Raw genomic sequence first — 13,593 nt, 5'->3', positions numbered from 1 at the left:
GTACCCGGCCGGCCGTCGCCGTCCGTCTTGCGCCTGTCGTGCGGGTCAGGCGCCGATGCTGTCCTTCTTGGCGTCGTCGATGCCGTCGGCGTCGGCCACGCCCTCGGCCGCTTCGCGCTCCGACTGCCGCTTCGAGGCGATGAGGCTGGTGATCGTGGTGATGAGCAGGACACCGCCGATGAAGGCGAGCGAGAACGGGATGGTGATCTCCGGAACGTGCACGCCGGACTCGTGCAGGGCGTGCAGCACGAGCTTGACGCCGATGAAGCCGAGGATCACCGACAGGCCGTAGCTGAGGTGGACCAGCTTCTTGAGCAGGCCGCCGATCAGGAAGTACAGCTGTCGCAGACCCATGAGGGCGAAGGCGTTGGCCGTGAAGACGATGTACGGGTCCTGGGTGAGGCCGAAGATCGCCGGGATGGAGTCGAGGGCGAAGAGGATGTCGGTGGTGCCGATGGCCAGCATGACGACCATCAGCGGGGTCATGATCCGCTTGCCGTTGTTCCGGATGAAGAGCTTGGTGCCGTGGTAGCGGTCGGCGACGCCGAACCTCTTCTCGGCCATCTTGAGGAGGCGGTTCTCCTCCCAGTCGTCCTCGTCCTCGTCCGCGCGCGCCTCCTGGATGAGCTTCCAGGCGGTGTAGATCAGGAACGCGCCGAAGATGTAGAAGACCCAGGAGAAGCTCGCGATGATCGCGGCGCCCGCGGCGATGAAGATCGTGCGGAGTACCAGGGCGATCACCACACCCACGAGCAGCACGCGCTGCTGGAGGTGCGAGGGGACCGCGAACTTCGCCATGATCAGGACGAAGACGAAGAGGTTGTCGACACTGAGCGACTTCTCGGTGATGTATCCGGCGAAGAACTCTCCGGACGCCTGGCTGTTTCCGAAGAACAGCAGGCCGAGGCCGAAGAGTACGGCCAGCACGACCCAGACGATCGTCCAGATTCCGGCTTCCTTGACCGACACGTCATGGGGCTTGCGCCCGATGAAGAAGTCGGCAGCGATCAGGGCGGCGAGACCGAGAATGGTCACTACCCACAGGGTGGTTGAAACGTCCACTGCGCCTCCGGCGTCGTACGGCTACTGATCAGCGTCGTCGCTGCCGGAGGTCTCTTCCACCCGAGCGACGGACGGTCGCCATCGGGCCGACGCCCCGGGATCGGATCATGGATGATCCGTCCGTATTGACGGGTACGCCGCGCATGGGGAGTACTCCCCTCCGCACGAAGAAGAGTACCCGAAAACCCAAGAGAAGGTAAAGGGAAGGGTAAAGGGCCCCCAAGAGGCCTGGTCAGAGCTGTCGGTCCGTCAGGACTCTCAGGGCCGCCTCCCGTGGCGCGCCGCCGCCACCTGGCCGAGGACCTGAAGGAGTACGGCGCTGCCCGGCGGGAGCATCGGGGGCTCGTACGACCAGGCGTGGCCGACCCACGGATCGGCGAGGTGGTCGTCCGGGACGGGGGTCAGCCGGAGCAGCGAGCGCCACAGCGGGTCGAGCAGCGGCCCGTACGCGGACGCGTCCTCCCGGTCCGCCACCATCAGCAGATGGACGCCGACCGACGGGCCCTCGTCGGCGAGGTACCGGAGGCGGGTGACCGCCCGGTCGTCGAAGCCGTGCGGGAAGTCGTGCACGAGCAGCAGCTGCCGGGACGCGTCCAGGCCGGGCGGCAGGGCGTCGGAGGCTCCCGCGCGCACCGCCATCTGCAGCAGGTCGACCCGCTCGGTCAGCTGCTCCAGCGTCGCCGAGACCCCTGCCGCGCCCCTGGCCGGCGGGGCCGCGAGGACACCCGAATCCACGAGGGGAGCGAGTGCGGCGGCGCCCGCACCAGCCGGGTCGACGACATGGACGGTGAACGCGCCCGCCGGGTGCGCCGCGAGCAGCCGCGCCGCGTGCGCGACCGCGCAGTCCAGGGCGAGCCGCCGCAGTTCGACCTCGTCGAGGAGGCCGGCGGCCTCGGAGTGCCCCCGGCCGCTGTCGACCCAGAGCCCCCGCTCCAGCGGCAGCCGGACGAGCATGGGGATGCGCAGATCCGTTCGCTCGGGGAGGTGGAGGTCGCCGAGGCGGACGGCCATCGGCTCCTCGGCCGGGACGCGGTAGGCCTGCCAGACGGGGTTATCCCAGCGGGCGAAGGCGACGGGCAGGGCGGGCTCGACGACCCCGGACTCGGCCACGAGCTGGGCGAGGTCCCGGTCCAGGACCTCCTGGGCCCGCGCCACCAGCTCGTCGTGCCGGGCGCGGGCGGCGGCCCGTGCGGCGTCGTTGGCGCCGTCGGCGCGGGCGCGGTAGTCGGAGAGCGTCTGGTCGAGCTCCCGGTCGAGCCGGTTCTCGGCGAACTCGCAGGCGCTGCGATAGGCGGCCGCGGTCCGCGCCAGGTCCTCGAACATGCCCCACACCTGGTTGTACAGCCGCTCGTCCATGGACCAGCCCGCAGCGTCCCCGGCGACCGGCACGGGCGGCCCCTGCCGGGGCGCGGACTCCGGTACGGGTGCGGGGCCGGGCGCCGGGGCGGCCTGGCGGCGGGGGTGGGAGTAGTTCACCGGGCCGCCGCCCGGCACCGGGGTGGGCTGGTCCGTGCCGGTGCCCGCCGGCGAGGTCGGCGGCGGGGCCGTCTGACCGGTCGGGGCCGGGTCGGCCACCGGCGCCGCGCGGCGTACGTGCTCCGACTCGGGGACGTGCCGCGCCGGAGCGGCGACCGGGGCGGGGCCCGGCGCGACGGTCTCCAGGATCGTCGCCGCAAGGTCGGCGGGGCGCTCCAGGCCCTGGTCGCCGAGGAGGGCGGCGAGCCCGCCCTCGTACCCCTGGCCCATGGCGCGGACCTTCCAGGCGCCCTGGCGGCGGTACAGCTCCAGGGCGACGACGGCGGACTCGCTGTCGAGCCCGGTGATCGTGAAGGTGGCGATCTCGGCGCCGTCGGGGCCGGCGACGGCCACGAACGGGGCGGCGACCGTCCCGAACCGGGCGGCTCCGCCGGCCCGCGGCCCGGGCAGCGCGAGGAGCACGGAGACCCGGTGGACGGCGCCGGGGACGGCCTCCAGGTCCACGGAGAGGCGGTGGTCGGCGGCTGCCTGCCCGGGGACGTCGATCCCGGGCAGGGAGGGCGCGCCAGGGTGGGCGATCCACTCCACGCCGGGGACCCTGCCCTGCTCGTCGCCGAGGGTGGCGCCGGCGAGGACGGGGTGACCGGCCGACACCCGGATCTCCAGTCGGGTGTCGGGCAGGGGGTGGTTCTGCCCCCGGACCAGCTCGGCCGTCATCGACTCTGTCCCCTCGGCTGTTCGGCGTTCTCGGCTGTTCGGCGTGTGCGGCTGTTCGACGTACTCGACCGCTCGGCGTACGCGGCTGTTCGGCGTACGCGGCGTGACCAGCGGGTGCGGTTCATGCGGGACAGCTCCCGGTGGCCTGCTGCCGCCGGGAGCTGTGGGTGGGTGCGGTGCGCTCCTGCTTACAGGTGCGGCAGGATCGCGGGCATCAGGTCCTGGAAGGTGCGGCCGTTGGCCGCGTTGCCCAGGGCGGTCATCTGCCAGCCGGAGCCGACCCGGTGCACCTTCGCCATGATCTGCGCGGTGTAGTTGCCGCCGCCGTCGAGGGTGTAGCGCGCGAGCTCCTGGCCGTTCGTCTCGTCGACGATGCGGCAGAACGCGTTCTGCACCTCCTGGAACGTCTGGCCGGTGAAGGAGTTCACCGTGAAGACGATCTGGTCGATGTGGACCGGGACCCGCTGGAGGTCGACGAGGATCGCCTCGTCGTCCCCGCCCTGGCCCGCGCCGCCGACCAGGTTGTCGCCGGTGTGCTTGACCGAGCCGTCGTCGCTGACGAGGTGGCGGAAGAAGACCACGTCGACCGGCTGCTTGTCCGCGAAGAGGACGGCCGAGGCGTCCAGGTCGATCTCCTGGGTGCGCTTGCCGAAGAGACCGCGGCGCGGCGCGGCCTGCCAGCCGAGGCCCATCCGCACCTGGCTGAGGCTGCCCCCACCCTGCTTCTCCAGGCTGATGGCCTGACCCTTGGTCATGTTGACCGACACGCGTTTGCCCCTCTCGTTAGCGTTCCCCGCGACCGCTGTTCCGGTGCGTGCGGTTGCCGAGCACATTACGCAGCACCACTGACAGCGCGGAGGGGCGGTCCGGTTTTGTGTCGGTCTTGCAACACACCGGACCGCGCGCCGGGCCCCGCCCCGATCCCCCTGCCGGACGGCGTCGGGTCAGGCGAGTCCCGCCTCCTTCATCTGGCGCAACTCCTTCTTCAGCTCTCCCACTTCGTCACGGAGCCGGGCGGCCACCTCGAACTGCAGCTCGGCGGCGGCGGCGCGCATCCGGTCGGTCATCTCCTCGATGATCGAGGCCAGTTCGGCGGCGGGCCGGTCCCCGAGCTCGACCGTCGAGCCGGCCTTGCCCCTGCCCTTGGCGCCGTGCGCGGCGAGCGCGGGCACGGGGGCCTTGGCGCCCTTGCCCTCCTTGGCCTGGCGGTAGCCGCTGCCGAGGAGCTCCTCGGTGTCGATCTCCTCGCGCGCGATGGTCGCGACGATGTCGTTGATCTTCTTGCGGAGCGGCTGCGGGTCGATGCCGTTCTCCGTGTTGTACGCGATCTGCTTCTCGCGGCGCCGGTTGGTCTCGTCGATGGCCTGCTCCATCGCCGGGGTGATCCGGTCCGCGTACATGTGGACCTGACCCGAGACGTTGCGCGCGGCGCGGCCGATGGTCTGGATGAGGGAGGTCCCGGAGCGCAGGAAGCCCTGCTTGTCGGCGTCGAGGATGGCGACGAGGGACACCTCGGGGAGGTCGAGACCCTCGCGGAGCAGGTTGATGCCGACCAGGACGTCGTACTCACCGGCGCGCAGCTCGCGCAGCAGCTCGATCCGGCGCAGGGTGTCGACGTCGCTGTGCAGGTAGCGCACCTGGATGCCGAGCTCCAGGAAGTAGTCGGTGAGGTCCTCGGCCATCTTCTTGGTGAGGGTGGTGACGAGGACGCGCTCGTCGCGCTCGGTGCGCAGCCGGATCTCGTGGACCAGGTCGTCGATCTGGCCCTCGGTCGGCTTGACGACGACCTCGGGGTCGATGAGCCCGGTGGGGCGGATGATCTGCTCGACGAAGCCGTCGCCGCGGGAGAGTTCGTACGCTCCGGGGGTCGCGGAGAGGTAGACGGTCTGGCCGATGCGCTCCTGGAACTCCTCCCACTTCAGCGGGCGGTTGTCGAGGGCGGACGGGAGGCGGAAGCCGTGGTCGACGAGGGTCCGCTTGCGGGAGGCGTCGCCCTCGTACATGGCGCCGATCTGCGGCACGGTGACGTGCGACTCGTCGATGACGAGGAGGAAGTCCTCGGGGAAGTAGTCGATGAGGGTGTTGGGCGCGGAGCCGGGGTCGCGGCCGTCGAAGTGCATCGAGTAGTTCTCGATGCCGGAGCACGAGCCGATCTGGCGCATCATCTCCAGGTCGTACGTGGTCCGCATGCGCAGGCGCTGGGACTCCAGGTGCTTGCCCTGCTTGTCGAGCTCGGCCAGGCGGACCTCCAGCTCGCGCTCGATGTCGTTGACCGCCCGCTCCATGCGCTCGGGGCCTGCGACGTAGTGGCTGGCGGGGAACACGTACAGCTCGCGGTCCTCGCTGATCACCTCGCCGGTGAGCGGGTGGAGGGTGGAGAGGGCCTCGATCTCGTCGCCGAACATCTCGATGCGGACGGCGAGCTCCTCGTAGACCGGGAAGATCTCGATGGTGTCGCCGCGGACGCGGAAGGTGCCGCGGGTGAACGCCAGGTCGTTGCGCGTGTACTGGATGTCGACGAAGCGGCGGAGCAGCTGGTCGCGGTCGAGCTCCTCGCCGACCTTGAGCGGGACCATCCGGTCCACGTACTCCTGGGGCGTGCCGAGGCCGTAGATGCAGGAGACGGAGGCGACCACGATGACGTCCCTGCGGGTGAGCAGGGAGTTCGTCGCGGAGTGGCGGAGCCGCTCCACCTCCTCGTTGATGGAGGAGTCCTTCTCGATGTACGTGTCCGACTGCGGCACGTACGCCTCGGGCTGGTAGTAGTCGTAGTACGAGACGAAGTACTCGACCGCGTTGTTCGGCAGGAGCTCGCGGAACTCGTTCGCCAGCTGGGCGGCCAGGGTCTTGTTCGGCGCCATCACCAGGGTGGGGCGCTGGAGCTTCTCGATCATCCACGCGGTGGTGGCGGACTTGCCGGTGCCGGTGGCACCGAGGAGCACGACGTCCTTCTCGCCCGCGCGGATACGCCGCTCCAGGTCGGCGATGGCCGCGGGCTGGTCGCCGTTGGGCTGGTACTCACTGACGACCTCGAAGGGCGCCACCGAACGTTCGATCTTGGAAACGGGCCGCATGCAACCACCGTACGACCCGGCACCGACAGTCGGGGGGTGATCGGCTCGGCAGCGGCCCCCTGTCACCAGTCCTGGGAGCGGTGTCCGCCCCGCGGGACGCTCCTGCGGGCCCCGCGCCCGGCGGGCCGGGCCGTCCAGTTGGCGGGCTCGCCGTAGGACGGTACGTGGCGCGGGGCGGGCACGCCGGGGCGGTGCGGGGGGCGGGCTGCGGCGGGGCCCCGCCAGTCCGGGTCGCCCATCACGAGCAGCGGGTCGAACATGACGACGACCGCGGCGAGGATGAGGAAGACCGCGGGACCGATCAGCATCGGCAGCAGCGAGGTGGCGGTGTCCCCGGCGCCCTTGACGGGGTCCGCCCCGTGCAGGTGGACGCTGACCGCCGACATGGCGGTGTAGTGCATACCACTGACGGCAACGCCCATCACCAGGCTCGCACCGAGACTGGCCAGAAATCCATGTACGGAAACGGCTGCCCAGAGCGCCGTCGTGGCCGCCACGACGGCGATGACCACGGACGTCGCGACGGTGAGCGTGTCGTACTCGACGCGCCCCTGGAGGCGCATCCCGGCCATGCCCAGATAGTGCATGGTGGCCACGCCCAGGCCGGTGATGGTGCCGCCGGTGACCAGGGTGAGGGCGGTCGCCCCCCGGTAGCCGACGATGAAGATCCCGATGCCGACCATCAGGACGGCCACGCCCAGGCTGGCGAAGGTGATGGGCAGGTCGTACTCGATGGGCGCCTGCCGGACCGAGAAGCCCATCATGCCGATGAAGTGCATGGTCCAGATGCCGGTGCCGATCGACGTGGCACCGAGGGCGAGCCAGCCCGCCTTGAAGCTGTCGCGGTGGCGGAGCGATCTGGTGGTGCAGCGAAGGCCGAGGGCGCCGCCAAGGCACGCCATGAGAAACGCCGCCACCGGAGTGACGATCCCGTAGCTGAATCCGTCGACCGTGCCCTGCATGAGCGTGTGTCCTCCACCCCTGGTGCCACGTCGTCCGAAAACAGTCGGTACCGCTGGGTAGTACTACCGGGGCGAGATTATGGCGCGCCGGGGGCCACGCGACCACGTGACCGGGGAATTTCCACTCGTGAGACCTGAGCGAGACCGGTTCGTGATCTTGTGTTCGCCTTCCGGGCCCCGTTGTCGGTGGCGGGTCGTACCGTGGGCGGCATGGACAGCGAAGCGGGGCCGGAGGGCGGCGGGCGGGCCGTACCGGTGGAGTGGACGGTCATGGAGTGCCCCATCGGGCCGCTCTTCCTCGCCGCGACCGAGCACGGGCTCGTGCGGGTCGAGTTCCACGCCGACGCGGCACGGCGGGACCGGATGCTCGACCGGCTGGCGGCGCAGCTCGGCGCGGAGCCGGTGGAGCGCGCCTCGGGGCTGCTCGCCGGGGCGATACGCCGGCTCGACGGGTACTTCGCGGGCGAGCCGGGCGATGTCGACCTGCCCCTGGACTGGAGTCTGACCGCCGGGTTCAACCGGCAGGTGCTGCGCGAGCTGGCCAGCGGTGTGCCGTACGGCACGGTCGTGGGGTACGGGGACCTGGCCCGACGCGTGGGGCAGCCGGGGGCGGCCCAGGCGGTCGGCGCGGCGATGGGCTCCAATCCGCTGCCGGTCGTGGTGCCGTGCCACCGCGTGGTGGAGAGCGACGGCGGGCTCGGCGGCTTCGGGGGCGGCCTGGAGACCAAGCGGCAGCTGCTCGCACTCGAGGGCGTGCTGCCGACGCCGCTGTTCTGAGGGCGTCGACGGGACGGCGGGGGCGGGGCTCCGACCGGGGGCCGGGGGCGGCTCGGGTCTCGGGGCCGGTGGCTCGGCAGCTTCGGGGCCGGTGGCTCGGCAGCCTCGTGGCCGGGGGCTCGGCGGCCCCGACGGGAGGCGTTCCCATCAGGTGGGACGGCTGGCACACTCACGTAAGTGACCCACACCCCCGGCGCCCCTGACGCCACCCTGCCCGGACACATACCCGGCCCCGCCCCCGTCACCGACGCCGAGCTCCCCGCGCTGCGCCGGCGCGTCCAGGCCGTGCTCCTCGCCACCCAGATCCTCGGGGGCCTCGGCATCGCCACCGGCGTCGCCCTCGCCGCCGTGCTCGCCAGGGACGTCAGCGGTTCCGAGGCGCTGTCCGGTCTCGCCTCCACGGCGACCGTGGCGGGTCCCGCGCTGCTCGCCATGCCGCTCGCCGCCCTGATGGCCTCGCGGGGCCGCCGGGCCGGTCTCGTCCTGGCGTACCTCATCGGCGCGGTCGGCGCCGGGGTCGCCGTGCTCGGGGCGGTCGCCGACAGCTTCCCCCTGCTGCTCCTCGGCCTCGTCGGCTTCGGCGCCGGCTCCTCGGCCAATCTGGCGGCCCGCTTCGCCGCCGCCGACCTCGCCGAACCGGACCGCAGGGCGCGGGCCATCTCCACCGTGGTGTGGGCGACGACGATCGGGGCGGTCCTCGGACCGAACATCGCCGCGCCGGCCGGGAAGAGCGTGGCGGGCCTGGGGATACCGGCCACCGCCGGCCCCTTCGTCTGGGCCGCCGGAGTCTTCGTGATCGCGGCCGCCGTGGTGGCCGTACTGCTGCGCCCCGATCCCCTCCTCACCGCCCGCGCGCTCCACGAGACGGGTGCGGGCGAGGCACCGGAGGAACGTTCCCTGCGCGCCGGGATGAAGGCCGTGCGGGAGTCCCCGAAGGCCCGGCTCGCGGTGGTCACCGTCGCGGGCTCGCACACCGCGATGGTGTCGATCATGTCGATGACGCCGGTGGCCCTCACCCACCACGGGGCGGACATCCAGCTGATCGGGCTCGTCATCAGCGGGCACATCGCCGGCATGTACGCCTTCTCGCCCCTGATGGGCTGGCTCTCCGACCGGCTGGGGCGGCTCTCGGTGATCGGACTCGCGGTCGGTCTCATCGGCGTGGCGGCGCTGGTCGCGGGCACGGCGGGGCCCAGCCACGGCCGCACCGCCCTCGGCCTGTTCCTCCTCGGCCTGGGCTGGTCGGCGGGTCTGGTGTCCGGCTCCGCGCTGCTCACGGACTCGGTGCCGCAGGCCGCCCGGGCGGCGGTCCAGGGGCTCTCCGACTTCATCATGAACACCGCCGCCGGCGTCGGCGGCCTCGCGGCGGGCCTGATCGTGGCGCAGGCGGGCTACGGGCCGCTGAACGCGATCGCCGCCTGCCTGCTGCTGCCCATGGCGGCGCTCGCGATCAGGGGCTCGCTCCGGAAGGCATGAGGCGGTGCGGCCGGTCGACTGGTCACCCGGTCGGTCGGCAGGTCAGCAGGTGCGGCACCGCCACCGGTCAGCGCGGCGCCGCCGGGGAGGACGCCCCGCTCGCCAGCCGGCGCGGGGTGCCCGTACCGTCGGCCGGGACCGACCAGACCGCTCCCCCGTAGCCGTACGCCAGGGTGCTCCGGTCCGTCCAGAGCGCCTGGTCGTCGATGCCGCGCCGCTCGGCGACCGCGTGTTCGCGCCCGGTGCCCAGCTCGTACACGTGGAGCCGCCACGGCTCCCCCGGGCCGTCGGAGACCCGCTTCTTGAAGGCGAGCCGGGTGCCGTCCGGGGAGAGCGAGGGGCATTCGACGTTCTCCCGCAGGGCCTTGGCGGACCAGTTCCGCATGTCGCCCTCCACGAGATGGGTGCGGCCGCCGGTCGAGACGGTCGCGTAGAAGCGGTTGTCGTCGGCGGCGAAGCTGACGCCCCAGTAGTTGACGTCGGGGGCGTGGTACCGGCGGCCGCCGAGGGTGAGCGGGATCTGCTCGATGTTCTTCACCAGGTAGCCGGTGCGCAGATCGAGGATCGAGGTCCGGGTGGAGAAGGACGAGCGCGCGTACGAGTCGCCGGTCGCGAACATGGTCCAGGCGAGCATGTTCCCCGAGGCCGAGACCCGGGCCCGGCTGGGGATGCCCGGCAGACCGATCCTGCGCACCTCGCGCAGCCGCCGGTCGAGCACGAGGACGTACGAGCGGGCCGGGACGCCAGGCCTGCGCTGGAGGCAGAGGGCGGTGGGCCCGGCCGCGTGGAAGCGGTCGCAGGAGGGTCCGCCCACCACCCGGCCACCGGGCGCGGACGGGTCCACGCGCGCGACGCGGCCGCTCGCGGTGTCCCGCGCGTAGAGCGCGCCGGTGCCGCGTTCGAGGGTGAAGCCGGGGTCGGCGGTCCCGGCGACCGCGGCCTCGCGGCCCGAGGCCGCGCGCAGCGTGTAGGCGGTGGCACCGCCGCCGAGCAGCAGAAGGGCGAGTACGAGGATCCACACGCGCGTACGGGTGGAAGGGCGGGCGCCGGTCGGGTCGGACATGGGTCAGTCGCTCCTCTCGGAGGGCTCGGAAGGAGTCGTGGGCAGCAGCCGCGCGGCGCAGCACAGCGCCGCCGTGAGGGCGAGCAGCGCGGCGACGAGCGCGGTCTCCGGGCCGCTCATGGTCCAGACGGCGCCGAACGCGACGGCGGCACCGAGCCGGGCCAGCGCCTGCGCCGTCTGGACCACGGCGAGGCCGCTCGCCTGCCGGCCCTCGGTCAGGAAGGGGCCCGCCAGGGCCATCAGGACGCCGTCGGTGGCGGCGTAGAAGACCCCGAGCAGGAGGAGGACGCCCAGGAGCGCCACGGTGTCGGGCAGCGGGGCGAGGAGCAGGCCGTAGGCGAGGAGCAGGGCCCCGTGCCCGTACAGGAGCGGTGCGCGCCGCCCGATCCGGTCGGCGAGGCGTCCGGCGGGGACGGCGAGCAGCAGGTAGACGGCGGCCGCGCCGAGCGGCAGGAAGGGGAACCAGGTCGCGTCGAACGCGAGCCGCCGCTGGAGCAGCAGGTAGAGGAAGGCGTCGCCGATGGTGGCGGCGCCGAGGATGCCGGCGCAGACCACGATCCGCCGGTACCCGGGCGAGCGCAGCCCGCCGAGCAGTCCGTCGAACAGCCCGCCGAGCAACCGGCCGGGCGACCGACCGGACAGCCCGCCGCGGAACCCGCCACGCGCGCGTGGCCCCGCCGGGACGGCGGGTGCCTTCTCGTCGGCCCTCCTCCGGCCGGGGACGAGCAGCACCCACAGCAGGACGCCGAACGCGCCGACGCTGAAGCTGACGGCGAAGACGGTGTCGTACGCGTCGGCCGTCGCCCACAGGAGCGCGAAGGCGGCCAGGGGACCGAGGAGGGCGCCGGTGGTGTCCATGGCCCTGTGCGTGCCGAAGGCGCGGCCCAGGTCCTCGGGCGGGCTGTGCAGGGTGATGAGGGCGTCGCGCGGGGCGGTCCGGACGCCCTTGCCGAGCCGGTCGGCGGCGATCGCGGTCGCGATCCAGCCGGTCGCGCCGCCGGCGAGGAGCAGGCCGAGCCGGGAGCAGGCGGACAGGGCGTAGCCGAGCCCGCCGACCTGCTTGTGGCGTCCGCCGCGGTCGGCGGTGGCGCCGCCGAGGAGGCGTACGAGCGCGGTGGCGCCGGTCGAGAGGCCGTCGAGCAGCCCGAACTGGAGCGGGGAGAGGCCGAGTCCGAGGACCAGGTAGAGCGGCAGGACGGCGGTGACCATCTCCGAGGAGACGTCGGTGACGAGGCTGACCGCGCCGAGCGCGAGGACGGTGCCGGGGACGCGCCGCCGGACCCCCGAGGGGGCGGGCGGCGCGTCGGGGCGACCGGTGGTCGCGAGGTACATCAGTGGCAGGTGTAGGTCGGGCCGGAGTCCTTCACCTGGTTGTCGGTGCCGACGTACTGCCAGGTGTAGGTGGTGTCGGTGAGGTCCAGCTTCAGGACGCCGTACGGACCGCTGATCCGCTTCTGGCTGTTGGGCTGGACGGTCTCGATGTCGTAGGGCTCGGCTCCGCCCATGCCGCCGACGATCTCGACGATGCCGTCGGCGGTGGCCCGCCCGTTGGGGTCCTGCGGGGCGAAGCGCTCGTAGTGGTGGTCGTGGCCGTTGAGCACCAGGTCGGCCTTGGCGTTGTAGAGGATCTGCCAGACGGGCTTGGAGACGGGGTCGTTGCCGTGGCCGCCGGAGGAGTACAGCGGGTGGTGGAAGTAGGCGGCGACGCAGCCCTTGGTGTTCCGTGCGAGGTCGTCCTTGAGCCACTGGATCTGGGCGGCGTCGTCGAAGGAGTTGGAGTCGAGCGCGACGAAGTGCCAGTTGCCCTGGTCGTAGCTGTAGTAGGACTTGCCCTGCGGGTAGGCGATCGCGCCGAAGTAGGACTTGTAGCCGGCGAGCGGGCCGGCCGGGTCGTAGGTCTCATGGTTGCCGGGGACGGGACGGGTCTTCGCCTTGAAGGCGCCCCAGGACTTGTCGTAGTAGGCGCGGAAGTCGGAGAGCAGGGCGTCGTCGTACTGGTTGTCGCCCATCGTCAGGTAGAAGGACGGCGCGATCCGCTGGGCCAGGGCCGCGGTCTTGGGGTGGGCGCAGGAGCTGCTGGAGGCCGTGCACTGGGCGGCGATGTCACCGGCCGCGACGACCGTGAAGGCGCCGGTGGGCGGCTCCGTGGTGCCGGTGGTGCCGTAGACCTCCACCGAGAAGAGCGAGTAGCCGTACGAGGTGCCGCGGGCGGTCCCGTAGACGCGGAGGTGGCGGCCTTGGCCCGTGAGTCCGGTCCAGTCGTCCGTGGCACCGTTCCCCGCGGTCTCGTTGGCGAGCCGGGTCCAGGTGGTGCCGTCGGTGGAGATCTCGACGCGGTAGGCCTTGGCGTACGCGGCCTCCCAGACGAGCTTGACGCGGGAGACGGTGGCCGAGGGGCCGAGGTCGACCCGGATCCACTGGGGGTCGACGCCTTCGGCGCTGGCCCAACGGGTGGTGGAGACGCCGTCGAAGGCCTTCTCCGGGCCGAAGGTGCCGTCCTCGACGGAGGAGGAGGTGGCCGGCCGGCCCTGGGAGATCAGGACGTCGGCGGCGGCCCCGGCCCGGTCCGGGAGGGCGAGCAGGAGCCCGCCGACGAGCAGCAGCACGGCGGCGAGGACGAAGGGGAGTGGGGTGGTGGTGCGGCGTGGTGGGGCGGAGGCGTTCAGGCGCATACCTGGGCTCCCTGGCCTGTGGGGTCGGCGAGAGCTGGACACCGGTGCGGCGCACCACGGACCTGCCGCGCGACGGCGGGCCGGGGCGCCCGTGCCGTGGGGTACGGACACGGGCGACCGGCCGGGTGGCGATTCGGGCGCCACACGGCGGGGTGGTGCTCGGCGGCCGGGTCAGAGCTCTCGCTGAGCGCGTCACGCCCCTTGGGGTGGGGCGCCGCGCCAAGCCGCTGCCGGGATGCTAGCGGATAGGAAGGTTTCCTACCAGACCTCGATCCGGGCTCGAACCCGGGGCTGTGCGGGGCCCGTTCAGAGGC

The 13,593-nt window shown here is 72.5% G+C and carries 10 protein-coding genes; 2 read left to right on the top strand and 8 right to left on the bottom strand.

Going from position 1 to position 13,593, the window contains the following annotated elements:
- Window positions 1-45: 45 nt before the first annotated feature.
- The 5 genes from AMK27_RS33905 to AMK27_RS33885 all read right to left on the bottom strand — a co-directional run bounded on the left by AMK27_RS33905 (window position 46) and on the right by AMK27_RS33885 (window position 7,291).
- A complete protein-coding gene (locus AMK27_RS33905; protein WP_073917110.1) occupies window positions 46-1,062 on the bottom strand; it encodes a TerC family protein in 1,017 nt (338 codons plus the stop codon).
- Window positions 1,063-1,320: 258 nt separating this feature from the next.
- Window positions 1,321-3,255: a TerD family protein gene (locus tag AMK27_RS33900; protein WP_073917107.1), complete on the bottom strand. Its 1,935-nt coding sequence runs from the start codon at window positions 3,253-3,255 to the stop codon at window positions 1,321-1,323.
- A 188-nt stretch (window positions 3,256-3,443) separates the two neighbouring features.
- Window positions 3,444-4,022 (bottom strand): TerD family protein, encoded by a 579-nt coding sequence (locus tag AMK27_RS33895; RefSeq protein WP_073917104.1) that lies wholly within the window; start codon window positions 4,020-4,022, stop codon window positions 3,444-3,446.
- A gap of 177 nt (window positions 4,023-4,199) precedes the next feature.
- On the bottom strand, window positions 4,200-6,329 hold the full coding sequence (gene uvrB, locus AMK27_RS33890) for an excinuclease ABC subunit UvrB (RefSeq protein ID WP_073917101.1): 2,130 nt from the start codon (window positions 6,327-6,329) through the stop codon (window positions 4,200-4,202).
- 62 nt (window positions 6,330-6,391) lie between these two features.
- The gene (locus AMK27_RS33885) at window positions 6,392-7,291 is read right to left on the bottom strand and encodes an MHYT domain-containing protein (RefSeq protein ID WP_073917098.1); all 900 of its coding nucleotides are present in this window, start codon (window positions 7,289-7,291) and stop codon (window positions 6,392-6,394) included.
- 210 nt (window positions 7,292-7,501) lie between these two features.
- On the opposite strand from AMK27_RS33885, the gene AMK27_RS33880 reads away from it, so the two are divergent.
- Both AMK27_RS33880 and AMK27_RS33875 read left to right on the top strand, forming a co-directional pair.
- Window positions 7,502-8,068 carry a methylated-DNA--[protein]-cysteine S-methyltransferase gene (locus AMK27_RS33880; protein ID WP_073917384.1) on the top strand — a complete coding sequence of 189 codons (567 nt, stop codon included), beginning with the start codon at window positions 7,502-7,504 and terminating at the stop codon, window positions 8,066-8,068.
- A 177-nt stretch (window positions 8,069-8,245) separates the two neighbouring features.
- Window positions 8,246-9,544 carry an MFS transporter gene (locus AMK27_RS33875; protein WP_382507226.1) on the top strand — a complete coding sequence of 433 codons (1,299 nt, stop codon included), beginning with the start codon at window positions 8,246-8,248 and terminating at the stop codon, window positions 9,542-9,544.
- 67 nt (window positions 9,545-9,611) lie between these two features.
- Here the strand turns inward: AMK27_RS33875 and AMK27_RS33870 are convergent, their stop codons facing one another.
- Genes AMK27_RS33870 through AMK27_RS33860 form a run of 3 tightly spaced genes read right to left on the bottom strand, consistent with a single transcriptional unit; the run spans window position 9,612 to window position 13,279 of the window.
- Window positions 9,612-10,607: a TolB family protein gene (locus tag AMK27_RS33870; protein WP_073917095.1), complete on the bottom strand. Its 996-nt coding sequence runs from the start codon at window positions 10,605-10,607 to the stop codon at window positions 9,612-9,614.
- 3 nt (window positions 10,608-10,610) lie between these two features.
- Window positions 10,611-11,939: an MFS transporter gene (locus AMK27_RS33865; RefSeq protein WP_073917092.1), complete on the bottom strand. Its 1,329-nt coding sequence runs from the start codon at window positions 11,937-11,939 to the stop codon at window positions 10,611-10,613.
- On the bottom strand, window positions 11,939-13,279 hold the full coding sequence (locus tag AMK27_RS33860) for a discoidin domain-containing protein (protein ID WP_073917089.1): 1,341 nt from the start codon (window positions 13,277-13,279) through the stop codon (window positions 11,939-11,941). The genes AMK27_RS33865 and AMK27_RS33860 overlap by 1 nt, the downstream gene beginning before the upstream one ends.
- Window positions 13,280-13,593 lie beyond the last annotated feature (314 nt).

This window comes from Streptomyces sp. CB02009 (assembly GCF_001905825.1).
Classification (GTDB): Bacteria; Actinomycetota; Actinomycetes; order Streptomycetales; family Streptomycetaceae; genus Streptomyces.
This window is presented reverse-complemented; position numbering and strand designations above follow the sequence as displayed.